Source organism: Ruegeria sp. HKCCA0370, from assembly GCF_013033705.1.
GTDB lineage: Bacteria > Pseudomonadota > Alphaproteobacteria > Rhodobacterales > Rhodobacteraceae > Ruegeria.
This window is the reverse complement of sequence record NZ_WQEP01000018.1, coordinates 14,510-36,301: the sequence shown is the minus strand read 5'-3', so window position 1 is coordinate 36,301 and position 21,792 is coordinate 14,510. Positions and strand designations below refer to the sequence as shown.

The window sequence follows — 21,792 nt, the reverse complement described above, 5'->3', positions numbered from 1 at the left end:
GCTGACGACCCAGTTCCGACCTGATCGAGCCAAAAAGCTCGGGATCACGATCAGAAAGGGACTGGGTGAAAAATCCGTCTGAACGGTGCGGGGCATTCACGGGTCATATCTCCTTGTAGAGGAACGCAATGCAGCCACGGCTGCGTTGGACGCCATTGCGTGATGTTTGAAGGTGGCCTCAGATCACGCGGTCCCGAGGTTCACGGCCTTCGAAGAAATCGCTCAGGTTGTCGAGAACCCGAAACCCCATCGCCTCGCGCGCTTCGCGGGTTGCGCTGCCCAGATGCGGCAGCATGACGAGGTTGTCGCATTGCAACAGATCCGGGCTGACACGCGGTTCACCATCGAATACATCCAATGCAGCGCCGCCGATCATGTCGAACATCAATGCCTGGATCAGCGCCCATTCATCGATCACTTCGCCCCGTGCGGTGTTGATCAGGAAAGCGTCAGGCTTCATCAGGCCAAGCCTGCGCGAATTGATCAAATGGCGGTTGGCTGCGCCGCCCGGACAGTGCAGTGAAACGAAGTCACATTGCGGCAGCAGGTCATCAATGGTGTCCACCTGTCTTGCGTTGCATTCGGCGAGAACATCGGGCGATACGGCGCTACGGTTGCAAACCAGCACGTCCATGCCGAACCCGTGATGCGCACGGCGGGCCATCTCCTGTCCGATGCGGCCATATCCGATGATGCCCAGTGTCTTCCCGCTGACCTTGGTTCCGACCAGATGCGTGGGCCGCCATCCTGTCCACTGACCTGCACGCAACTCGCGTTCGCCCTCACCCGCCCGACGCGCCACCATCAACAGCAGCGTCATGGCGATATCGGCGGTGCATTCGGACAGAACGTCGGGCGTGTTGGTCACGGTCATACCCAACTCGCGTGCCAAGGGCTCGCAGATATGGCTGTAGCCGACGCCGTAATTGGCAAGGATTTTCGTCTGCACACCCGGCACATCCAGTGCCTCGGCGCTCAGCGTGTCCGTTACGGTGGGCAGCACGGCGTCATAGGATTTCAACGCTTGCCGGATTTCAACCGGGGACATGGGTTTGTCGCCGGTGTTCAAAACGGTGTTGTAGTTCTCGGCCAGCTGCGCCTCGACAGCAGCAGGCCAGCGACGGGTAACCAGAACCGAAGGTTTGACCATCACGCAGCCTCCATCACGCGAGCGATCGTCTCACCGATCACGGCAGGGTTTTCGGCCACGGTGACACCTGCGGCGGACAGGATCTCGACCTTTTCGCTGGCGCTTTCGCCGAAGGCCGAGATGATCGCCCCCGCGTGCCCCATGGTACGGCCTTTCGGAGCGGTCAGACCGGCGACATAGGCGATCACGGGTTTGGAGATGTGGTCGCGGATATATTCGGCGGCTTCTGCTTCCTGCGGGCCTCCGATTTCGCCGATCATGGCGATGACATGCGTGTCTTCGTCGTCTTCAAACCGTTGAAGGATGTCCTTGAAGGACGATCCGTTGATCGGGTCGCCCCCGATTCCGACACTGGTCGAAACGCCGATCCCGCGCTCTTTCAACTGGGCCGCCGCCTCATATCCCAATGTCCCCGAACGGCCGATGATCCCTACATTTCCGGGAAGATAGATATGCCCCGGCATGATGCCCAACAACGCCTTTCCGGGCGAGATGGTGCCGGCACAGTTCGGACCGGTCAGAACCATGCGTTTCTCTTTCGGATAGCGATACATGTACCGTTTCACCCGGATCATGTCCTGTGCCGGAATGCCGTCGGTGATGCAGACGCAATAGCGGATGCCCGCATCGGCGGCCTCCATGATGGAATCCGCCGCAAACGGGGGCGGCACGAAGACCAGGCTGGCATCGGCGCCGGTGGCTTCGACGGCCTGTTTGACGGTGTCAAAAACCGGAACGCCTTCGACGGTTTCGCCCCCCTTGCCGGGCACGACGCCACCCACCACGTTCGTGCCATAGTTCAACATGTCCTTGGTGTGGAACCGCGCCATGCGCCCAGTGATGCCCTGCACGATGACACGCGTGTCACGATCGAGAAGAATGCTCATTACACAACCCTCATTTTGGTGCCCTGAGTAAGGTCGTTTTTCCACGCGCCCACAACGCGTTCTGCCGCCTCCATCAGCGTCGTGGCGCGAATGATCGGCAGTCCGGATTTGGCAAGGATCTTCTGGCCTTCTTCGACATTCGTGCCGGCCAGCCGCACAACGACGGGAATATCGAGGTCAAGTTCCTTCAACGCCTGAACGACACCTTCAGCCACCCAGTCGCAGCGGTTGATACCGGCGAAGATGTTGACCAGAATGGCCTGAACATTGTCATCCGACAGGACCAGCCGGAACGCCTTGGCCACCCGTTCAGGCGACGCGCCACCGCCGATGTCGAGGAAATTTGCAGGCTCGCCGCCTGCCAGCTTGATCGTGTCCATGGTGGCCATCGCCAGACCGGCCCCGTTGACGATGCAACCGATGTTGCCGTCAAGCCCGACATAAGACAGCCCGCGATCCGCAGCGCGGCTTTCGCGCGGGTCTTCCTGGCTTTTGTCGCGCAGTTCGGCAATCTGCGGGTGGCGGAACAGGGCGTTGTCGTCAAAGCTCATCTTGGCGTCCAGCGCCAGCACCCGGTCATCACCGGTGATGACCAGCGGATTGATTTCGACCATCGTGGCGTCAAGATTGCTGAAGGCGGCATAACAGCCCTGCAACGTCCGCACCATTTGCTGGATCAGTTTGGCTTCAACCCCAAGATTGAAGGCGATTTCACGGGCCTGAAACTCCTGAAGCCCGACGGCCGGTTCCACGATGGACCTGACAATGCTGTCGGGACGGTCGGCCGAGATATCTTCGATCTCCATCCCGCCTTCAGACGAGGCGACGATCATCACCCGCTGGCTGGAACGATCCAGCACAAAACCAAGGTAGATTTCCCGGTCAATCGGCACTGCTGCTTCGACGTAGACACGATAGATGCCTTTGCCTTCAGGACCTGTCTGATGCGTCACCAGTTTGCGACCGAAGAGATCATCACAAGCCTTGTAGATTTCGTTTTCGCTGGTGCAGAGCTTGACCCCTCCAGCCTTGCCGCGCCCGCCTGCATGGACCTGCGCCTTGACAATCCATTTGTCGCCACCCAGTTCGCGCGCCCGGTAGGCCGCCTGTTCAGGACTGTAGGCAAGCGCGCCCGCAGGCACGTCGACGCCGAATTTCGAAAGGACTTCTTTCGCCTGATATTCGTGGATATCCATCTGATGCGCTCCTGTTTAAGCAGCTATTGAAGTGCCGTAACGGCTTTCCAGCAGAGCTTCGATCGCGTCTTGATCGACCTCTCCGCCCAGCTCACCAATGGCTTCGGCGAACAGGCGCACGATCCGGCTGACGGCCTCGCGATTCAATTGATTGAGGATGCCGATGCGCACCTGCACCGGTTCGCTCAAGGTGGGCCAGATGCCAAACCCGCGGGCGCGGCAGTTCTGCACCAGTTCCATCTCGCGGCCAGAAAGCGCGGAAGGCAGGTTGAGCACGATCAGGCTGGGCATGTCCGAGGTGACCTCGCACCCCATCTCGGTCACCGCGTCCCGAAGAACCTTTTCATGCGTCCGGTAAGACATCGACCGCTTGGCCAGACCTTCCTGCAAGGTCAGGCGCAATGACTCGTGGAATGCCGCAACCGCATATCCGGAATGGGTCCGGTGATAGGTGCCCTTTTCCACGTCCTGCCCATCGACGATGCCCCAGTGGCGTGCCTCGAAGATCGGATTGTGCACGTAGGTATAGGCACCTGTGGATTTCAGAGCCTCGATATAGGCATCGGCAAAGCTGACAGGGGCATATGTCAGCGGCAGGCAGCACAGGCCTTTCTGCGGACAGGATGCCCAGCCTGCCACACCCGGATAGTCATCGATCGCAAAGTCTTCGACACCCAGTGACGAGACCGCATCGATCAGCCCCATGGCGCCATGACGTTCACACGCCTCCGAGAAACCGCGTAGATCGTTCACCCTGCCCGATCCGGTTTCCCAATGCGCCATGAAGGCCCATTTCGGCTTGTGCTCGGCCAGAGTCGCTTCAACCAGTTCAGCCGTCACCGGCTGGCCATGAGGAACCTCGACCACCGTGACACTCGCCGCCTGTGGGTCAAGCGGGCTGACCGCGTGCTCGGCGGGCGTTGCCGCCTTGATCCGCAGCGTCAACGCGTCGATCCCCGAAAATGTGCCGTTGGTGAAGGCCACAACCTTGTCACCGGGCATGACGGCCGAGAACATGGTGTCCAGAGCGCTCCAGCCGGTACCCGCGACAGCGAACGTATAAGCGTTCCGTGTGCCCCAGATTTTCCGCAGCATGTGCTTGCATTCGATCATGCCCCTGAGGACATCGCCTTGCATGTGATCGGCGACACCTGCGCCGGCGAAGGCTTTCAGGACACGCACATCCGTGTTCCCCGGCCCCGGCCCTGCGGCAAGGGTCTCGGGAATTTCGAGCGGAGGGAAAATCTGAAAGGTCATGGTCTGACATCCTCGGCTGTTGGCCGGACATTACGGCCTGTTGGTTCAAGATACCGATCAGAAAACGCGAGCTTGCCGGATGGCGCAACGTAACTTACTACTGCTTTTGGATGGCTAATAGTGTGGGTAACTACCTACCTGTTTTGGCAAAAATACGACGGTATACCGAAATTCACCCCACCCTTTTGGGTAGTTTTTTGTAAAATATGGGCAAAATCATATGGTTGAGACATCGGACAAACCCATCGAAATCATGCTTGCGGACAGCAACCCGCTGGTGCTTTCGGCCATGTCGGAAATTTTCGAACGTGATCCCCGATTCTCTCTGGTCGCCACGTCGGCAACGGCGGAAGGGTTTCTGGGAACGGTGATGCGGATACCTGTTCAAGTCGGCGTCGTGGACTGGACGCTTCCGGCCCTGGGTGCCGCCAAACTGATCGAGGTGCTGCGCGATCAGGCCGATGCACCGCGCTTTGTCATCTATGGCGATGCCTCTGGGGATGTCCCGCGATTGGCGATGCAGGCGGGCGCCGCTGGATTTGCTGCCCGCTCGGGCGAGGTCGAAGGCCTTCTTGAGACCTGCGCCGAAGTGGCAGCAGGCAAGATGGTGTTTCCGTTCATCGACGTCCGGAAGATGAAACAGGATCCGATTCAAAGCCTGTCGCGCAAGGAACGCGCCATTTTGGAGGCCCTGGCACAGGGGATGTCGAACCGGGAACTGTCCAAGGAACTTCAGATATCCACCAACACGGTCAAGTTTCACCTGTCCAATATCTATGAGAAGCTGAACGTCAAAAACAGAACTCAAGCGATTGCGTTTTTCTATTCGGCCCACCGTGGAGCGGACTAGACGACAATAACAGAGAGCCCAGATGACTGAAATCAAAATTAACGTTGTCGGTGCCGGGCGGGTCGGCAAAACGCTGATCAGCCTTCTGGATGGCACTGATGGCTGCCGGATCCAGGATATTCTGAGCACATCCTTTCAGTCGGCAAATGAAGCCGCCCAGTTGTCCAAAACCGGGCGCGTTGCCGCAAGCTATGCCGATCTGCGGCCAGCTGATCTGTGGATCCTCTCAGTACCCGACACGCAAATTTCTGCGGTGGCCCACGAATTGAAAGAGGCGTTCGAAAACCAAGAAAAAACCGGGAAGCCTTCAGTGGCGTTCCATTGCAGCGGCTATTTTCCTGCCGAGCAACTGGCGCCGTTGCGAAGCCTCTCATGGTCTCTGGCCAGCGTTCATCCCGTCCTGTCTTTCGCCGATCCACAGGCCGCTGCTGCGCAATTCAAAGAGGCGCTGTGCGGGTTGGAAGGCGATGAAGACGCCGCAGCGTTCATTCAGCCGCTTCTGGAGGGATTGGGAGCCACCTGTTTTCCCATCCGGTCTGAAAGCAAAAGCCTGTATCATGCAGCCGCTGTGATATCGAACAACTTCGCCGTTGTCTTGCAGGCCATCGCCCGCGAAGCGTGGGCCGAGGCGGGCGTGCCGGACGAAACTGCCCGCAAGCTCAACGCTGGTTTGTTGAGCAGCACAGTCGAAAACGTCGACCTACTTGGCCCACAATCTGCCCTGACCGGTCCGGCGGCAAGAGGGGACTCAGAGGTCGTTGCCCAGCAGGGCGCGGATGTAGCGGCGTGGCACCGCGATGCAGGTGAAATTTACAAGCAAATGAGCCTGCTGGCGCAGAAGCTGAAGGCAACCGGTTTCACGAAGTAATCGCCAGATCCATTGCTGAAAGGCATTTTGGATCCTGCGTTCGAAACGCGTCGCGGAAAAGGGGGGCCCGGGCGTTTCTTTTGCGAATCCCTGAAACATGTTACGTTGGGTCAACTTTCGAGATTTGAATTTTCCCGGCACTCAGTTTCTTGCAGCGCTTTCCTACGAGGTGACTTCATGTCCGACTCCAGCAGTGAGCCCCCGCGCATTACGCTGTCCCTTCCGACCTCTCGACCAAATCCCACGATCTCGGCGGAACTCTCGGGATCGGCCGGTTTTACGGCTGACAGCCTTGACGATCTCAGGCGCGTCGAAGCCGAGAAGCTCAAGGCGCTGCGCCGTGGTGTAGGCATTGACCTGTCTGCCGAGGTGATCAACGATCTGGTCGATCAGCGCGTGCAGGCCACCGGTGCTGTCTTTCGTCAGCTCGAAACCATACGCAAGGATCTGACCGACGGGTTTCTGGGCGCTGTCGTCCCAACCCTTGCCCCGAAACTGCGCGGTGAACTGATCAATCCCGACGGCACCCCTGCCGAGCGGGTAATCGTTGAAGCGCTGCGCCCAACCTTTACCGCCAGTGAAGGCATCGACAACGCGGATTTTTCCTGGGCTGTAAAAGCCGCCGTAACGGATGCGCGGGGCCTGTTTTCGCTGGATCTGCCCAATCTGCGCCTGCCGCAAAATGGCCTCAGATTGCGGATCCGGGGGCAGAACACCACTCTGACCGAAGCAGTGCCGCGCATTGATGCATTGGATGGCGAACTGGGACTTGTGGTGCTGGATCGCACCGTCCTCCCTTTGCAGCGCTCGATCCTGGGTGAGCTTGCCGATATTCTGCCGGTGGATCCCGAGGATGCGGAAGAAAACATATCCGATTTCACCGGCACGCAGGCGCCCATCGTGCTGGGCGAAGGTGATTGCGCTTCGGAATACCGAACCGAAGGAGGCACGGTTTCGCGGCGGCGTTATTCGGTTCTTTATCGGCTAATCGACCCGCTTGTCGGACCGAAAAACATCGTTCGCACCCGCCCCGTTGGCGGCAATCGCTTTGTCACGACAATTCCGGGCGGCACCTTTGCGCAGGCCAATCTTTCTGCCGAAACACTGTTGAGCGCATTCAATAATGACGGCGGAGACTGGGATTTCCGCGATCGGATACCGATTGACGAACCCATTGATATCGAGGATTTTTTCGAAGACCTGGAACAGCGCCCGCAGGATGTGCCAAAAGCTTCCAGCCTGGCGCTTGGCTATATCGCCAAGATGCGTTCAACCGCCGTCCACGCCGGAATGTCGTTGGGGCGTCTGGTCTATTCCCTGCCGCTTGCCCCGGGCGAGGAACAACGGATCGTCGTGTCGGAACAGCGCGAAACCCTGACCGTGCGCGAACGCGAAAGCCTGACCTTTGAGGAACAACAGGAATTCGAAGAGGCGCGCGATACCTCTTTCGACAGTACATTCGAAACCGCGCTGGACGAAGTGATCCGGGGAACATCCTCTTTCTCGACCAAGGCGTTCACAAAAAGCTTCGGGGGCGCAGGTGGCATTGGTGGCGGTCTGTTCGGCGGCATCGGGGCCATAGTGGGCGGGGTCGGTTTCAGCGGCGCGCGTTCCAGCTCCAACTCGTCAGGCAGTTCGTCCAACACGCAGAACACGTCACGCGATTTTCTGTCAGACACGCACGAGACATTCTCGGCCGCGCTGGAACGGGCCGCTTCAGTCAAGCGAAGTTCGGCCCGAACCAGCGTTCGCACAGCCACCGCAAGTGATCGGCGGACGGCGACAACAAAATTCGTGGCCAACCGCAACCACTGTCATGCAATGACGATGCAGTGGTTCGAAGTTCTGCGCGACTTTTCCCTGGAAACGCGGATCGAAGGCGTACAATTGGTGGTCTTCGTTCCCATGCAGCTCATCCGCTTTCGCCGTTTGGGGCAAGGCGATCAATTGCCGGGCAATGTCAACCGGTCCGGATTGCTGAGCCGGTACAAGGTGATCCTGCGCCACGCAGACGTGTTCCGCCGCGCATTCCGAAACCGCCGAAGGTTCCGCACCGCCCTCAAACTGTTGGAAGAGTTTTACGCGGACAAGGACGCGACACCGCAGAATGCTCCGGGTGTCGCGCAGGACATCGTCAGCTTCGAAGCTCAGGGCACTTTCATGCCCAATGATGACATATCCGCGGTGATCTTCACGCAGGATGGCGATCGCGTTGGGCCAGTGCCCCTGACCGGATCGCCGATCGACATCGACAACCTGCATGACTTGCCTGCCGAGACACGCGAAAACCTGCTGGTTCGGCTGGCTGACGCGCGCCGTGATCCAACCAACCGGCGGACTTATACCGGATCCGTGGCGTTGCCCCGCTCGGTCGAACGTTCCGACATCGCCCGCGTCGAGTTGCGCAGGCGGACGGGCTCTTTTGCCTATTCATTCTATACCGGCCCGGACCCGATCAACATCTTCAACATTTGGGAACATATCTCGAACCTGGAAGATGCGGATGATCTGGATCGCGCCACGCGCAACATCAGCCGGAGCCTTCACACGACGATTTCAGGCTCGGATTTCGACGATCTGGTCGGCGCGCCGATGATCAGCGAGTTCGAAGCGCGCATGAATGAAGACGCGCAGACCATCGTTGACGACAATACATTCCAGGCTTTGCCTGCGACCCTGCCCTATTCCGTACAGGAAGTGCCGGATGTGCTGTCGCGCCGTGATCTGCGGCGGATCGAAGAAATGTATCAGCATATCGTTGCCGACACCGTTCGTTATTCCCGCGTGATCTGGGCCAGTATGACGGATGAGGAACGGGCCATCCTGCTGGAACGCTTCACCATCGGCGTGCCCGATGGCGGGTTGGATGACGCCTCAAGCGAGATATCGCTGCTCAGCACGGTCCAGAACAAGGTGTTGGGCTTCTACGGCAATGCGATGATCATGCCCTTCTCGATCCCGCCCGATCTGGCCGACCGAATGGAGATGCGGACCGGCGACATTCAGGACAGCCTGCTGGCCTTCCATCGCGAAGACTTCCGACCACCGCGCCGAACGATCTCGCTGCCGACCAGGGGCCTCTTGGGCGAGGCTGTTCTGGGCCGCTGCAATTCCTGCGAGATGATCGACCATCGCCGCTTCTGGAACTGGCAGGACAGCCCGACGCCACCCCCGGTTGGCGACACGCCGGTCCTGCCCGCGGACAGCGATGCGATCTTTGGCACCCGTGCGCCATCAGACCTGCCGGCCAATCAACCTTCGAACACGCTCACCATCGCCGGTGGCGACATTGGCACGGGCCAGGCCGTGCCCAGTTCGCAACTGGCCGAGATCCTCAAAGCCGCGCCTGATCTTGCACGGGCGGGAACCGATTTGACGGGGCTGAAAGAGTTGCAGGCGCAACTGGCCCTTGAAACGCAATCGGTCGCCGCCGGTCGGGACAAGGCCATAGACACGGCGACGGATCTGACCAAAGAGCTTGTCGGCAAGGCCACTGAGCTTGCGGGCAAGGGGCAAGAGATCGCTGCGGCCCGCAAAGAGGAAGAAGCCAAAAAGCAGGCCGCCGAGAAGAAAAAGACAGCTGCCGACAATGCCGCAAAGCTCAAGGGGTTTGAGGATATCGCCAAGAACGCTTCGGGAGTTTCTGCGCTGATTGGCGGGCAACCGGATGGCAACCGGACCGGTTTCGTTCAAAACCTGTTCAAGGATTTCCCCGGTGGCGCTGCGGCTCTGGCCAATCCTTCCAACACGTTGCTTCTGGCCAAGCTTTTCGGGGCCTTTACCAAAGCCAATACAGATGCAGATGACGGCAGCGCAACCAAGGCCGGCAGCCAATCCGTACTGGATTTCCTCAATGGCCTGAGCGCCCCAGCGGAGGACGAAGATGAGTGACACCAGCACAAATGCAACCCCCGAACCGGGCATCGATGAAAGCCTTGCCGAGGCCATCATCAATATTCTTGAAACCACCAATTCTCCGGCGATACAGCGCGCCCGAGAGGTTATAGCCCACAGGCTGGCCATCGCTGGCGACATTGCCCCATCCCGCATCCCGGCCCCGCGCAACATCACCGAGATCGGCGGCTACATAAATCTGCTCAGCGAGTATGGAGAGGCCGAACAGCGCGCGCGCATGATCGCGGCCGCGCTGGGCATAGCAGGGCCGCAGATTTCGCTGCCACAGCCCGGTGCCGTTCCACCGTTGTCCTTTGTCACACGTGACGGTGCCCGACCTGCGGGGCCGCAACAACCCAGCTTCCCGTTGACCTATACGATCCGCAGCGACTTTGTTCCGGCCTTTGACAATGCGGTGCAGGAAATCACAATCCGCGGTGGCGCGGTTCCGATTTTGACACCTGTCAGGATCCTGCCTGCTGCGGGGTCTGCACCCGCAACAGACGGCTCTGCGCAGCTGGCTCTGATCGGCCGGACACTCAGCCTGGCGCCAACAGCGGCTTTGCACGCCGTGGCGACAGACCCTTTGTCGCTCAGCCGTCCGACGGCTGGTGGCGGGTTCGAGGTTATGGTTCGGGTCATCGACGCCGCCGCTCCGATCGCCGGAACCATCGCGGCGGCGAACTGGACAAGTTGGGAGTGCGACACCACTGCCTGTACCGAAGTCGACAGCAATGATGCGCGCTTTGCGCTCACACCGCTGCTGAACGCCGCCGGGTGGCACCAGCCCGCTGATCCCGGAAATCCGACCAGTCTGTCAAATCCCGGAACCTGGGCGGAATGGCGCAACATCACCGGGCTTGTGCCGGGCGTCACGCGGTTTGCGGATGAGCTGCAACTGCTATATTCCGCTGAAATGCTCATTACCTCGCCGGTCTTCAATCAACTGGACAATGTCTGGACAGGAAGCGAGTTCGCCGCGCCATAGCGCGGCGGCCTGAAACGCAGGAAAGTGATTTGGCAATGCGCCCTTCATGAGGTTCAATGCATTCAGGAGGTCAGCCATGCAAAACCCCGAGCGTTTCGAGAAATTCTATTTCGCCAAAGTCGGCATGGGCGAAGCCTGTGGCTGTGCCGAGCGGATAATCGACGTGTTCGAATTCAACCGCAAAGGCGGTGCGCAATCCAGGCAACCTGTGAAACAGGACAGGCGCAGACGCGGGTCCTTTCGGGCATGGGCGGTCAAATATGGGCTGATGAGCCGCAGGCGCACATAGCCAGGGCCTGACGACGCACAAGGTTCGCTTTCCGTTTCATGGCGTGGCTCAGGCGGTATGATTGCATATCTGAAACCACCATGTCCGGTTGCCACGAGAACAGGTCAGACCGGCACCAGCTTCCCGTCGCGAAGATCCAGTTCATCGGGCGCCAGTTCCAAGCGGAACGCCGGCGAATGACTGACAAGCAAAATCGCCTGTGGCAACGCGCGCAGGATTTCTAGCAGGCGCGCTTCGTTTTTCGTATCCAACGCATTCGTCGGTTCGTCCAGCAACAGCACTTCGGGTTCCATCGCCAGAACCGTCGCCAGGGTCACCAGACGTTTTTCTCCGCCTGACAATTTATGGGTAATGCGGTTCTTCAGGTGCATCAGGTCCAGATCGCCCAGTACTTTGTCGACGATGGCAAGTGCTTCGTCACGGGTCTTGCCCAGATTGAGCGGACCAAAAGCAACGTCTTCGGCGACGGTCGGGCAGAACAGCTGATCGTCCGCATCCTGAAATACAAGCCCCACCCGGCGGCGGACCTCATGGAAATCAGCCTCTTCCACGCGTTGCTGACCAAAAACGGTGACAGTGCCCGAACACGGGCGCTGCAACCCAAGCAAAATCCGCAGGAGCGTCGATTTCCCCGCTCCGTTCGGGCCTGTCAGGGACAGGCGCTGCCCCGCGCTCAGGCTCAGGCTTGCCCCGTCCAGAACGGGTGGCTGGCCGGGGTAGGAAAAACAGATGTCTTCAAGCGCGATCAGTGTCATGCGAATTCCAGAACGATCAGACCCAGGCAGAGACCGCTGAAACCTGCCGCAAACACAATGTCCGCACGGGTCAGGGCAAATTCCTGAAGCAACGGCATACGCCCGGAAAACCCCCGGCACTTCATAGCGGCCAGGATGCGTTCTGATCTTTCGATCGCGCGCACAAGCATCATACCCACAAGGTAGCCAAAGCTGCGATATGTGTGCCAGTTTGTTGCTGGCCGAAAACCACGCACCTTCATGGCGGCGCGCAGCCGCAGGTATTCTTCGCGCAAGACCTCGATATACCGGATCGTGAACATCAGCAGGTAAACCAGCTTTTCGGGGCACCGCAGACGATGCAGGGCGTGGCCCAGTGTAACCGGCTCCATCGTCCCGACCAAAACCAACAGGGACAGGATCACGGCATTGGCGGTCAAGGCAATCTCGACCGCTTTCCAAAAACCCTGCCAGCTTGCGGAGAATCCCCAAAGCGTGAACATCGGATCCCCGGGCATGGAAAAGGGCAACAGGACCAGCATGAACAGGATGAACCCATCCATCATGGCCATTCGCTTCAACGTCTTTCGCCGCGGCAGACGTGAAACTATCAGAAGCGAAAGCGACACTGTCAGCGCCGCGCAAAGCGCGCCGAGGGATGACAGCGCCACGGTCACGACCGCAAAAACAACTGCCATGACGATCCGCATCCGAGGATCCAGCAGGCTGATCAGACCTTCTGGTCCGTCACCGGCTTCGGACAGTGTTTTTTCCTTGTGCCCCAGAACGTGTGCCATCAGGAGGCCAGCTTGCGGCGGGCCGCCATGTAAAAGCCCAGACCAAACAGACCAACGATGTACCCGATCCCGCCAAGGATGGTTTGCAGGTCATTCTGTTCGCGATAGGCCGCAATCTCGCGCCTGAGCGGGCGCAATTCGTCACGTACGGCCTTGGCGATAACCTGCTGCTCTTCGGCGCTGAGAGACGCCGCCGAACCGCTGGCTTGCGTCACAGCAGCCGAAGATGAGCCACCGTTTTCTGCCACGGCAACGCCCATGATCCGCGCGACATCTTCGGCAGACATCGTGACTTCGGCCACATGCCCGGCGCCAAGGTCGGCAAAGAAGGTGTGCGCCACGGCCGAGGTCGGCGTGTAGACAAAAAAACCGTCCGCATCCGTGACCGATCGACCCAGCTCGGCCCCATCCGGGCCGGTGACAATGACCTCGGTGCCGTTTGCCATGTCGCCGTTAGAAAAGCCAATTTCGCCCTCGATGACGTCTCCCGACTCGAAAACGCCGGCTATGACCTTGTGCGCCAGGGCAGGCACAGGTGCGCAGCACACGGCCAATATGACAACCAGATGCTTCATGTGGCTGCTCCTCTGAAAAACAGCTCGGGCTTGACCTTGCGCGCCAACAACACGGCGAACCCGGTCAAAATCGCCTCGATGGCCATGACAGGAATATGGGCGAAGAAAACAAGCTTGGCGGCAGGCAGAAATTCATCCCCCGACAGCGCCAAGGAAAACGCGACCATGCCGGTTGTCGCCGCAATCGCAAATGCGCCGCCGACGCCCCCCCAAATCGCACCTTGCAAAGGCGTTCCACGCGCGATCAGACGACCGAACAACATTCCGGCCACCACTGCGGGAAAGGCGATATTGACGGTGTTGATCCCCAACACCGTCAACCCGCCAAAGCCGAAAAAGACCGCCTGTAGCAAAAGCCCGACGAACAAAGCCGGGAATGCGGCCCAACCAAGCAGCAGCCCGGCCATGCCGTTGAGGATCAGATGGACCGACGACGGACCAATGGGCACGTGGATCAAGGATGCCACGAAGAAACTGGCTGACAGCACGCCCGCAGTGGGGATGCGATCAAGATCCAGAGACCTGAGACCCATGGCGATCCCGCCCGCGGCGGCTATGGCGCCGCCAATTACAACCGGGTTGGAAAGGGCTCCGTCGACGATGTGCATTTGGGGTTACTCCAGATCCCAGGCACGAATCCAGATGACCGCATCCTGGCTGAGTTCTTTGCCCTCATGTTCGGTTGCCGGACCGGAACCAAGGGCGGCGAAACCCCAGTAACCGGCTTTCGGAACGCCGAACGAAAAGTACCCGTTGTCGTCAGATATTGCGACCACCGCACCACCCGGCATAGGAGACGCTTTCGGTGCAGAAACGGCCGAACTTTCCATGTCGGGTTCGGCGGCCATGTACTCGATCTCGATCTCGGCCCCCGCAACCGGCTGACCATCAGCCAGCACACGGCCCGTGAAAGTCGAACCCGCGATGATGTTGGTCGGCTTGTTCAGCGGGATAATCTCGGTCGGCAGACCCACGGGATTCATCCAGTCGGTCGGCAATTCGTTGCGGTTCAGGAAGGCTTTGGTGAGCTGTTGGATATAAATGTCTTCGGATTCCTCATAATAAGGCTGAGGAACCGTCACCAGCACATAGTCGCCCGAACGTTTGACCGGGACACTGCCCTTGAACGCCGCGCCCTCGTTTTCCCCGCCGGTGAACCGGATAGGTTCCAGCGTGTCCAGCAAATCGGTCTTTTCACCGTTGTGGATCACATAGAATTCCTGCGGCTTTTCAAGATCCATGACATGGCCATTCTCGAACGGATGCCAGAAAATCAGTTTGACCGGCACATCGCCCGGTTTCTCGATCATGGTGTCCGTGGTGTATTCCAAAAGGAAATGCGCATTTGCGATGGCAGGAAGAGCCACCGCGGCAGCGGCTGCGCTGAGCAGCGTTTTCATGAACAGTCGTCCTTGTCCCGTCGCGCCAATCCCGGCGCGAAATTCGTTTTGACCACGGGACATTCAACGCCAAATCACCCTTTCAGGCATCCTGGTCCGACGCACATCCCGTCGCCGATTAGGAGTGCCCCTTGTGAGGGCACATGTCCGGCAGGTATCCTGACTTGCGGGTCAAAGCGTTGGACTGGCCTTCCCGGGCAACCCCCAGTGGCGTTTCAGCCCTGCTCGCCGCTTACAGTTGCGGGTGCAGTTGCGGAATTGGGCCTGAGCCCGCACCGCATTCCCTATTGATTCCAGAGCAAGCCCCGGAACCGGACATGCCGAGCGGCTTGCCAGACAACTCAGCCCTCCGTCAACGAAAATGTGTTACGGCCATCGAAAATAATGAGCTCGGCAGTTTGCGAGAGTGAACCAGTTTGTGAAATATCCAAGGCAACAAGGTGATTTCACATCTAAGCTTCTGAAAGATACCTTTCCGACAACGGCAGGCTCGCCGCGCCCAGTGAGCGTGCTTCCGGGCCCACGGTCCCTGCCAGCACGGCAGGGCGCTCGAGACCGGTCAGGTTAAGCTCAGACAGTTTGTCTTCGACCATTTCAACCAAACGCGCCTTGATGTCCTGCGGCATCCAGCCGTCAATCTTCACGCATTCGAAATCTATCAGGCTACAGGATGAGACAATTGCAAAGGCAATCCCGCTCGCCGTCTGTTTCAACCAGTATTCCAGTTGAACTTTTGGCACATCCCAACGCTGGGTCGTTTCCCAAATGGAATGCGACGTGACACCTGCTGTGGTGATTGCACGCTCGAGCACGTACAGGCTGGCCACGTCGATAAGGGGTCTGACACCACCGGCATCATCTGGCACAGGCAAGGGGCCGATTGCGCCCGCGTTTCCACGCCCCGAAAAGATTGCGCCATTGAGGACCACACCGCCGCCAATGAAAAACCCGATATAGAAGTACAGGAAATCCCTGGGCCCATCGGCTGGACCGAATACCAATTCCGCCCCACAAGCCGCAGTGGCGTCATTTTGCAGGAATACCGGAATATCGAGGCGACGCGCCAGGTCAGCCTTCAGGTCTGATACGCGCCACGGGTCCATTTCTTCCTGAGGAACCTGAAGGGTCTGGGCCCAGTCCCATAGGTAGAACGGCATGGCAATCCCAAGTCCCGCAATCCTGCCTTTGGCCTCAGGCGACATGGATGATATCATTTTGCCCAGACTCTCAGTGGAAAACTCCAAAGTGGCTTTCGGCGTTGGATAGTCATAGGTTCGCCGATCGCGTTGCCGCACATTTCCGACAAAGTCAGTCAAAACCAACTCGGCACTGCGACGCCCCACCTTGAGCCCAAAGAAAAAGGCACCATCCGGGTTAAGTCGCATGGGAACGGAAGGTTGCCCGACTTTCCCGCGGACCGGTTCGCCGCGCAAAAGCAAACCATCCTTCTCCAACAGCCGCATGATGACGGAAACGGTTTGTGCCGACAGTCCTGTCATGCGCGCGATCTCGGACTTCGAAAGGGCCTGGTGACGCCGGACAAGCGACAATACAAGCCGTTCGTTCCGGGCCCGCATCCCGCTTTGGTTGGTTCCGCGTACCTCTGACCCGTGCAGGCCAATCGAATTTTTCCGAGATGAATTTTCCGGCACGACCACCCCTTTCCTGCTGAAGAATGAGAAAGCCCGCCCGCACTGTCAATAATAAATAAGAGTGATTTATTTATTGACTCAAAATTCGAATCTTGTGATTGTTTCTTATGGGGTCAGGATTTTTGCCTGATCGCCCTCGTGCCCTACTCGGCATAGAAAAAACTGGGAGGATAATCGATGAAACTTGCAAAACTTGCGGGTGCTGCTGCGCTCGGGGTTACTGCCATGGCTGGCAGTGCAATGGCGGAAGGCGAAACTGTTTGCCTGATCACCAAGACGGACACCAACCCGTTCTTTGTCAAAATGAAAGAAGGTGCGACTGCAAAAGCGGAAGAGCTGGGAATGACGCTCAAAGCCTTTGCGGGCAAAGTTGACGGTGACCATGAAACGCAGGTGCAAGCTATTGAGACCTGCATTCTGGACGGCGCCAAAGGCATTCTGCTGACGGCCTCGGACACATCATCCATCGTTCCGGCCGTGAAGCAGGCGCGGGATGCAGGTGTTCTGGTTATCGCTCTGGATACGCCGCTGGAACCCATTGACTCGGCTGACGCAACGTTTGCCACGGACAATTTCCTTGCCGGGCTGCTGATTGGACAATGGGCCAAAGCCACGCTGGGCGACGCAGCCAACGACGCGAAAATTGCGACACTGGATCTTGCCGTCAGTCAGCCGACAGTTGACGTGCTGCGCAATCAGGGTTTCCTGCAAGGCTTTGGTGTCGATCTGGCGGATCCGAACGTAATCGGTGATGAAGATGACCCCCGCCTTGTCGGAAGTGATGTCACCGCCGGCAACGAAGAAGGTGGTCGCCGCGCGATGGAAAACCTTCTGGCCAAGGATCCGACGATCAACGTTGTTCACACCATCAACGAGCCTGCCGCGGCAGGCGCCTACGAGGCGCTGAAAGCCATCGGGCGCGAAAATGACGTGCTCATCGTTTCCGTGGACGGAGGCTGCCCGGGTGTCCAAAACGTTGCCGATGGTGTTATCGGTGCGACGTCGCAGCAATACCCGCTGTTGATGGCATCGCTGGGTGTTGAAGCCGTCAAGAAATGGGCGGACGAAGGCGTGAAGCCTGAAAACACGCCTGGCAAGGATTTCTTTGACACCGGCGTAGCGCTTGTAACGGACAAGCCTGCCGAAGGCGTCGAGTCGATCTCGGTCAAAGAAGGCATGGACCTCTGCTGGGGTTAACCTGACCACCCGGAGGGCCGCAGAGGGCGGCCTTCCGCATTTCAAACCACCCATTCGCCCGAAAACTTGCTAAAGTCGTCAGCAACCTGACGCTTTGGGGGAACCTTTATGTCCGATACTTCACGACGATCAGACGACTTCGAAGCCGCTGCAAAAGGCAGCCCGGAACAGATTGCCGAATTTGACGATCACCACCGCGGGTTCGTCGGAACGGTTCAGCATTTTCTGCATGTGAACCCCTCTTTGGTGCCGCTGATCGTTCTTGTGGCTGCCATCGTCATTTTCGGGGCTTTGCTGGGCTCCAAGTTCTTCTCGCCATTCGCGCTGACCCTGATCCTGCAACAGGTTCAGATCGTCGGGATCGTGGCGGCGGCGCAAAGCCTCGTCATCCTGACCGCCGGTATCGATCTGAGCGTCGGGGCAATCATGGTGATGTCGTCGGTTGTCATGGGTCAGTTCACCTTCCGATATGGGCTGCCACCAACGGTCGCGATTGTTTGCGGCCTTTTCGTTGGCACCGCAATCGGTGCGGTGAACGGGTATCTGGTCAGCCGCATCAAACTGCCGCCGTTCATCGTGACGCTTGGCATGTGGCAAATCGTTCTTGCGGCGAACTTCCTGTATTCTCAGAACGAAACAATCCGGTCGCAGGAGATCGAAGAAAACGCCGCAATTCTGCAACTTTTCGGGGCCAAGTTCAACGTGGGCGGGGCGGTATTCACCGTCGGCGTGATCTTCATGCTTGTGCTGATCCTCGGGCTTTCCTACGCCCTTCGTCACACCGCATGGGGAAGGCATGTTTACGCGGTCGGAGATGACCCGGAAGCTGCCGAGTTGTCAGGTGTCAATGTGCACCGAACGCTTATGTCCGTTTACATGTTGTCCGGGCTGATCTGTGCCTTTGCGGGCTGGGCTTTGATCGGCCGGATCGGATCAGTGTCTCCGACATCAGGCCAGTTGGCCAATATAGAAAGCATAACGGCGGTTGTGATCGGGGGCATATCCCTGTTCGGCGGCCGCGGGTCCATTCTCGGATCATTGTTCGGAGCGTTGATCGTCGGGGTCTTCACGCTTGGGCTTCGGTTGCTGGGCGCTGACGCGCAATGGACGTTCCTGTTGATCGGCATCCTTATCATCGCAGCGGTCGCGGTCGACCAGTGGATCAGAAAGGTGGCAGGCTGATGGAACCTATTCTCAAAGGACGGAACCTTGTGAAGCGCTATGGCAAGGTGACTGCACTGGACCATTGCGATTTCGATCTGATGCCGGGTGAAATTCTGGCGGTGATCGGCGACAACGGGGCAGGCAAATCAACGCTGATCAAGGCGGTGTCCGGCGCGGTGATGCCGGATGAGGGCGAAGTCTGGCTGGAAGGTCAGAAGGTGAATTTTCATTCGCCGATTGACGCGCGCGAAGCCGGCATTGAAACGGTTTACCAGACACTTGCGATGTCCCCTGCCCTGTCGATCGCGGACAACATGTTCATGGGGCGCGAGATTCGGCGCAAAGGGCCATTGGGATCTTGGTTCCGAATGCTCGACCGTCCGGCGATGGAGAAATTCGCCCGCGACAAGCTGAGCGAACTGGGCCTGATGACGATCCAGAACATCAATCAAGCCGTCGAAACACTGTCCGGGGGTCAGCGTCAGGGTGTTGCGGTGGCACGTGCCGCGGCATTCGGATCAAAAGTCATCATCCTGGACGAACCAACCGCCGCATTGGGCGTAAAGGAAAGTCGGCGCGTTCTTGAACTGATCCTGGACGTGAAGTCTCGCGGCATTCCGATCATCCTGATCAGCCACAATATGCCTCATGTTTTTGAGGTCGCCGATCGAATTCACGTGCATCGGCTGGGCAAACGCCTCTGCGTCGTTGATCCCAAGGATTACACGATGTCCGACGCAGTGGCGTTCATGACCGGTGCCAAGGAACCGCCCGCCGAGGACCAAGCCGCGTGACGGGTAAACTTGCCACCCCCGAGGCGCTTGCAACCAAAATCGCGGATGCCGTTCAGGCCTTGCCGCCGCTGCAAGACCGGCATCTTGTCGCGATTGCCGGGCCGCCGGGATCGGGAAAAACGACTGCGGCGGGCCTTGCAACCAAAGAGCTCAATCTGCGCGGCGTCGCAACCGGACTGGTTTTCATGGACGGCTTCCACTATGACAACGTGATCTTGAAGGATCGCGGCCTGCTGAGCCGCAAAGGATCTCCTGAAACCTTTGATCTTGCCGGCTTTCATGCGTTGCTTGATCGATTGCGCGCGGAAGAAGAAATCGCAATACCCGAGTTTGACCGGGAACTGGATCTGGCCATTGCCGCGCGGTCCATGATCACGGCGGATCAGCGCGTTGTTCTGGTTGAGGGCAATTACCTTCTCTTGAACGAGCCGGGTTGGTCGGACCTTCACCAACTGTGGGCACTCAAGGTATTTCTAGACACCGATTTGAAAACACTCGAAACCCGCCTGACCAACAGATGGATCGGCCATGGTCTGGACGCCAATGCCGCCAAGGACCGTGCGCAGTCGAACGATCTGCCGAATGCACAGCGCGTGATCCGAAATTCGATACCCGGAGATCTGACACTGGCTTGAGTTTTGCCTGCGGCCAACACAATCCGTCTTGATGATAGGCCAAAGGTCAGTTCCGGTACACCGGCGGAACAAGACCGGCCTGGAACCAAGTCACGAAGGACACGATCGAAAACACCGGTAGTCCGGTCGCCTGCTGAATATCCGGCGCATAGGGGCACATATTCGTGCACTCCAGAACTATTGCCCCAAGTTCGGGATTGTCCGACGCCAACGCGATTGCGGCCTCAACATTGTCCTCCCGGGCTTTCTCAACATTCAGACGCGATTCATTGCCAAGAATTGCGCGGGTGAACTCCCGCCCACCCTCGGTTGTGCCGATTGGCGTGTCCAAAGGGACATTGGCAGTCTGAAGATGGTCATTGGTCAAGGTGGAGGCCGAAATGGTCAGAATGCCCGCGCGCTTTCCCTTGGGAAGGATACGATTCACCATTTCGACCTGCATCAAGGACGAGGTGACGACGGGAACCGGAACGGCCTCGGCCAGCTCCTTCTGGAACAGGGACAGGAACCCGCAATTGGTTGTTACTCCGTCCGCGCCGTCTTTGACCAGCTCTTGCGCGGCGGCGATGAAGACCTCGAGCATACCTTCGGCCCGATGCCGGACCACCCGATCGGGCGAGGCGTCCCGGACGATACGGTAAAGCACCGGAAACGGCCATGTCTGCGCATTGCCCATGTCACCGGGAATTCTTGGGAATTGCGCGTCCAGCATGAGGATTCCCACCGATGCGCCGTAAATGGATTTGCCGCCCTGCACGATCATCCCTGTGCCTCCTCGATAATGCGGGTCGAGATGTCTTCGGCCCCTTCCATGTAGATGCTGGTAATCCCGTGACGCACAGCGTCCTGAACCTGATCCATTCGCTTTGTGATATGAGCCGCCAGAACCCGGGCCGCCTCGTCCGCGTCCCTATCCAGCAGGGCCTGCATGACGTGTTTATGTTCGTCCTTGGACTTCTGCACCCGGTCCATGCTCATGGAAATCCAGCGGATATAGCGGATGCGCTCGTTGATCCGCGTCAGAGTTTGCAACAACTCCATGTTCCCTGACAGTTTTGCGATCCCCTGATGGAACGCTTCGTCCCGGGTCACTGCCTCTTCGATCGTCAGGCCGGTGATGTCGATGCCCGTTTCGTAAAGTTCATCACGCAGCATTTGCAGGTCTTCATCCGTCGCCCTGGCGCAGGCTGATCGGGCCGCGGCGGATTCGATGATCTGGCGCAGCTCGAAAAGGTCGAACACGCTTTGCGCATCCAAGCGACGACAAAAGAACCCTTGCCCCGGGCGGAAATCGAACAGCCGTTCGGCGACCAGACGATTCAACGCTTCACGCAACGGCGTGCGGCTGACGCCCAGGTCCCTGGACAGCGCGACCTCGTTCAGGCGGTCACCGGGGCGCAGGCGGAAGGACACCGCCATGGCTTTGACCTGATCATAGATATCATCGACACGTGGACCTGCCATA

General features: G+C 58.7%; 21 protein-coding genes and 1 riboswitch. Of the genes, 9 read left to right on the top strand and 12 right to left on the bottom strand.

Features of this window, described 5'->3' with window-relative positions:
* Window positions 1-178: 178 nt before the first annotated feature.
* The 4 genes from GOW31_RS21250 to GOW31_RS21235 are packed head-to-tail and all read right to left on the bottom strand — an operon-like array spanning window position 179 to window position 4,490.
* Window positions 179-1,150 carry a D-glycerate dehydrogenase gene (locus GOW31_RS21250; protein WP_171172716.1) on the bottom strand — a complete coding sequence of 324 codons (972 nt, stop codon included), beginning with the start codon at window positions 1,148-1,150 and terminating at the stop codon, window positions 179-181.
* Entirely contained in the window at window positions 1,150-2,037 is an 888-nt protein-coding gene (gene sucD / locus GOW31_RS21245; RefSeq protein WP_171120863.1) for a succinate--CoA ligase subunit alpha, read from the bottom strand. Before sucD ends, GOW31_RS21250 begins: the two co-directional genes overlap by 1 nt.
* On the bottom strand, window positions 2,037-3,233 hold the full coding sequence (locus GOW31_RS21240; protein ID WP_171120861.1) for a malate--CoA ligase subunit beta: 1,197 nt from the start codon (window positions 3,231-3,233) through the stop codon (window positions 2,037-2,039). The genes sucD and GOW31_RS21240 overlap by 1 nt, the downstream gene beginning before the upstream one ends.
* Before the next feature lie 15 nt (window positions 3,234-3,248).
* Complete coding sequence (locus GOW31_RS21235; protein WP_171172715.1) at window positions 3,249-4,490, bottom strand: aminotransferase class V-fold PLP-dependent enzyme; 1,242 nt, start codon at window positions 4,488-4,490, stop codon at window positions 3,249-3,251.
* 220 nt (window positions 4,491-4,710) lie between these two features.
* Here GOW31_RS21235 and GOW31_RS21230 point away from each other — a divergent pair, with 220 nt between their 5' ends.
* The 5 genes from GOW31_RS21230 (at window position 4,711) to GOW31_RS21210 (ending at window position 11,379) form a co-directional block, all read left to right on the top strand.
* Window positions 4,711-5,340, top strand: coding sequence for a response regulator transcription factor (locus tag GOW31_RS21230; protein WP_254441783.1), 630 nt, complete (start codon window positions 4,711-4,713; stop codon window positions 5,338-5,340).
* Between the two features lie 22 nt (window positions 5,341-5,362).
* Window positions 5,363-6,208, top strand: coding sequence for a Rossmann-like and DUF2520 domain-containing protein (locus GOW31_RS21225; RefSeq protein ID WP_171172714.1), 846 nt, complete (start codon window positions 5,363-5,365; stop codon window positions 6,206-6,208).
* A 177-nt stretch (window positions 6,209-6,385) separates the two neighbouring features.
* A complete protein-coding gene (locus tag GOW31_RS21220) occupies window positions 6,386-10,099 on the top strand; it encodes a hypothetical protein (RefSeq protein WP_171172713.1) in 3,714 nt (1,237 codons plus the stop codon).
* On the top strand, window positions 10,092-11,090 hold the full coding sequence (locus GOW31_RS21215) for a hypothetical protein (protein ID WP_171172712.1): 999 nt from the start codon (window positions 10,092-10,094) through the stop codon (window positions 11,088-11,090). The genes GOW31_RS21220 and GOW31_RS21215 overlap by 8 nt, the downstream gene beginning before the upstream one ends.
* A gap of 76 nt (window positions 11,091-11,166) precedes the next feature.
* Window positions 11,167-11,379, top strand: coding sequence for a hypothetical protein (locus GOW31_RS21210; protein ID WP_152460419.1), 213 nt, complete (start codon window positions 11,167-11,169; stop codon window positions 11,377-11,379).
* A gap of 104 nt (window positions 11,380-11,483) precedes the next feature.
* Here the strand turns inward: GOW31_RS21210 and GOW31_RS21205 are convergent, their stop codons facing one another.
* From GOW31_RS21205 to GOW31_RS21180, 6 genes are all read right to left on the bottom strand, one after another.
* Window positions 11,484-12,134 (bottom strand): energy-coupling factor ABC transporter ATP-binding protein, encoded by a 651-nt coding sequence (locus GOW31_RS21205; RefSeq protein ID WP_171120850.1) that lies wholly within the window; start codon window positions 12,132-12,134, stop codon window positions 11,484-11,486.
* The gene (gene cbiQ / locus GOW31_RS21200; RefSeq protein ID WP_171120848.1) at window positions 12,131-12,910 is read right to left on the bottom strand and encodes a cobalt ECF transporter T component CbiQ; all 780 of its coding nucleotides are present in this window, start codon (window positions 12,908-12,910) and stop codon (window positions 12,131-12,133) included. Before cbiQ ends, GOW31_RS21205 begins: the two co-directional genes overlap by 4 nt.
* The gene (locus GOW31_RS21195) at window positions 12,910-13,485 is read right to left on the bottom strand and encodes a cobalt ABC transporter permease (RefSeq protein WP_171172711.1); all 576 of its coding nucleotides are present in this window, start codon (window positions 13,483-13,485) and stop codon (window positions 12,910-12,912) included. The genes cbiQ and GOW31_RS21195 overlap by 1 nt, the downstream gene beginning before the upstream one ends.
* Window positions 13,482-14,093, bottom strand: coding sequence for a cobalt transporter CbiM (gene cbiM / locus GOW31_RS21190; RefSeq protein ID WP_152460423.1), 612 nt, complete (start codon window positions 14,091-14,093; stop codon window positions 13,482-13,484). The genes GOW31_RS21195 and cbiM overlap by 4 nt, the downstream gene beginning before the upstream one ends.
* 6 nt (window positions 14,094-14,099) lie before the next feature.
* Window positions 14,100-14,885, bottom strand: coding sequence for a DUF4198 domain-containing protein (locus GOW31_RS21185; protein WP_171120844.1), 786 nt, complete (start codon window positions 14,883-14,885; stop codon window positions 14,100-14,102).
* Between the two features lie 131 nt (window positions 14,886-15,016).
* A riboswitch (cobalamin riboswitch) is annotated at window positions 15,017-15,216 on the bottom strand.
* A 121-nt stretch (window positions 15,217-15,337) separates the two neighbouring features.
* Window positions 15,338-16,462, bottom strand: coding sequence for an ROK family transcriptional regulator (locus GOW31_RS21180; protein WP_171172718.1), 1,125 nt, complete (start codon window positions 16,460-16,462; stop codon window positions 15,338-15,340).
* 252 nt (window positions 16,463-16,714) lie between these two features.
* On the opposite strand from GOW31_RS21180, the gene GOW31_RS21175 reads away from it, so the two are divergent.
* The 4 genes from GOW31_RS21175 (at window position 16,715) to GOW31_RS21160 (ending at window position 20,327) form a co-directional block, all read left to right on the top strand.
* Window positions 16,715-17,734, top strand: a complete 1,020-nt coding sequence (locus GOW31_RS21175; protein ID WP_152460425.1) for a sugar ABC transporter substrate-binding protein — start codon at window positions 16,715-16,717, stop codon at window positions 17,732-17,734.
* Window positions 17,735-17,842: 108 nt separating this feature from the next.
* Window positions 17,843-18,916, top strand: coding sequence for an ABC transporter permease (locus GOW31_RS21170; RefSeq protein ID WP_171172710.1), 1,074 nt, complete (start codon window positions 17,843-17,845; stop codon window positions 18,914-18,916).
* Entirely contained in the window at window positions 18,916-19,692 is a 777-nt protein-coding gene (locus GOW31_RS21165) for an ATP-binding cassette domain-containing protein (protein WP_171172709.1), read from the top strand. The genes GOW31_RS21170 and GOW31_RS21165 overlap by 1 nt, the downstream gene beginning before the upstream one ends.
* Window positions 19,689-20,327 carry a hypothetical protein gene (locus GOW31_RS21160; protein WP_371813794.1) on the top strand — a complete coding sequence of 213 codons (639 nt, stop codon included), beginning with the start codon at window positions 19,689-19,691 and terminating at the stop codon, window positions 20,325-20,327. Before GOW31_RS21165 ends, GOW31_RS21160 begins: the two co-directional genes overlap by 4 nt.
* Window positions 20,328-20,373: 46 nt before the next feature.
* On the opposite strand, the gene GOW31_RS21155 is transcribed toward GOW31_RS21160, so the two are convergent.
* Window positions 20,374-21,090 (bottom strand): aspartate/glutamate racemase family protein, encoded by a 717-nt coding sequence (locus GOW31_RS21155; protein WP_171172708.1) that lies wholly within the window; start codon window positions 21,088-21,090, stop codon window positions 20,374-20,376.
* Complete coding sequence (locus GOW31_RS21150) at window positions 21,087-21,791, bottom strand: GntR family transcriptional regulator (RefSeq protein ID WP_171172707.1); 705 nt, start codon at window positions 21,789-21,791, stop codon at window positions 21,087-21,089. Before GOW31_RS21150 ends, GOW31_RS21155 begins: the two co-directional genes overlap by 4 nt.
* Between the last annotated feature and the right edge of the window lies 1 nt (window position 21,792).

Bases quoted from the DNA above. Each gene is read 5' to 3' on its own strand.
- GOW31_RS21165 (WP_171172709.1), top strand. From the start codon at position 18,916: ATGGAACCTATTCTCAAAGGACGGAACCTTGTGAAGCGCTATGGCAAG.
- GOW31_RS21180 (WP_171172718.1), bottom strand. From the start codon at position 16,462: ATGCGGGCCCGGAACGAACGGCTTGTATTGTCGCTTGTCCGGCGTCAC.
- GOW31_RS21150 (WP_171172707.1), bottom strand. From the start codon at position 21,791: ATGGCAGGTCCACGTGTCGATGATATCTATGATCAGGTCAAAGCCATG.
- GOW31_RS21225 (WP_171172714.1), top strand. From the start codon at position 5,363: ATGACTGAAATCAAAATTAACGTTGTCGGTGCCGGGCGGGTCGGCAAA.
- GOW31_RS21240 (WP_171120861.1), bottom strand. From the start codon at position 3,233: ATGGATATCCACGAATATCAGGCGAAAGAAGTCCTTTCGAAATTCGGC.
- GOW31_RS21210 (WP_152460419.1), top strand. From the start codon at position 11,167: ATGCAAAACCCCGAGCGTTTCGAGAAATTCTATTTCGCCAAAGTCGGC.
- GOW31_RS21220 (WP_171172713.1), top strand. From the start codon at position 6,386: ATGTCCGACTCCAGCAGTGAGCCCCCGCGCATTACGCTGTCCCTTCCG.
- GOW31_RS21250 (WP_171172716.1), bottom strand. From the start codon at position 1,150: ATGGTCAAACCTTCGGTTCTGGTTACCCGTCGCTGGCCTGCTGCTGTC.
- cbiM (WP_152460423.1), bottom strand. From the start codon at position 14,093: ATGCACATCGTCGACGGAGCCCTTTCCAACCCGGTTGTAATTGGCGGC.
- GOW31_RS21175 (WP_152460425.1), top strand. From the start codon at position 16,715: ATGAAACTTGCAAAACTTGCGGGTGCTGCTGCGCTCGGGGTTACTGCC.
- GOW31_RS21170 (WP_171172710.1), top strand. From the start codon at position 17,843: ATGTCCGATACTTCACGACGATCAGACGACTTCGAAGCCGCTGCAAAA.
- GOW31_RS21230 (WP_254441783.1), top strand. From the start codon at position 4,711: ATGGTTGAGACATCGGACAAACCCATCGAAATCATGCTTGCGGACAGC.
- cbiQ (WP_171120848.1), bottom strand. From the start codon at position 12,910: ATGGCACACGTTCTGGGGCACAAGGAAAAAACACTGTCCGAAGCCGGT.
- GOW31_RS21195 (WP_171172711.1), bottom strand. From the start codon at position 13,485: ATGAAGCATCTGGTTGTCATATTGGCCGTGTGCTGCGCACCTGTGCCT.
- GOW31_RS21155 (WP_171172708.1), bottom strand. From the start codon at position 21,090: ATGATCGTGCAGGGCGGCAAATCCATTTACGGCGCATCGGTGGGAATC.
- sucD (WP_171120863.1), bottom strand. From the start codon at position 2,037: ATGAGCATTCTTCTCGATCGTGACACGCGTGTCATCGTGCAGGGCATC.
- GOW31_RS21205 (WP_171120850.1), bottom strand. From the start codon at position 12,134: ATGACACTGATCGCGCTTGAAGACATCTGTTTTTCCTACCCCGGCCAG.
- GOW31_RS21185 (WP_171120844.1), bottom strand. From the start codon at position 14,885: ATGAAAACGCTGCTCAGCGCAGCCGCTGCCGCGGTGGCTCTTCCTGCC.
- GOW31_RS21215 (WP_171172712.1), top strand. From the start codon at position 10,092: ATGAGTGACACCAGCACAAATGCAACCCCCGAACCGGGCATCGATGAA.
- GOW31_RS21235 (WP_171172715.1), bottom strand. From the start codon at position 4,490: ATGACCTTTCAGATTTTCCCTCCGCTCGAAATTCCCGAGACCCTTGCC.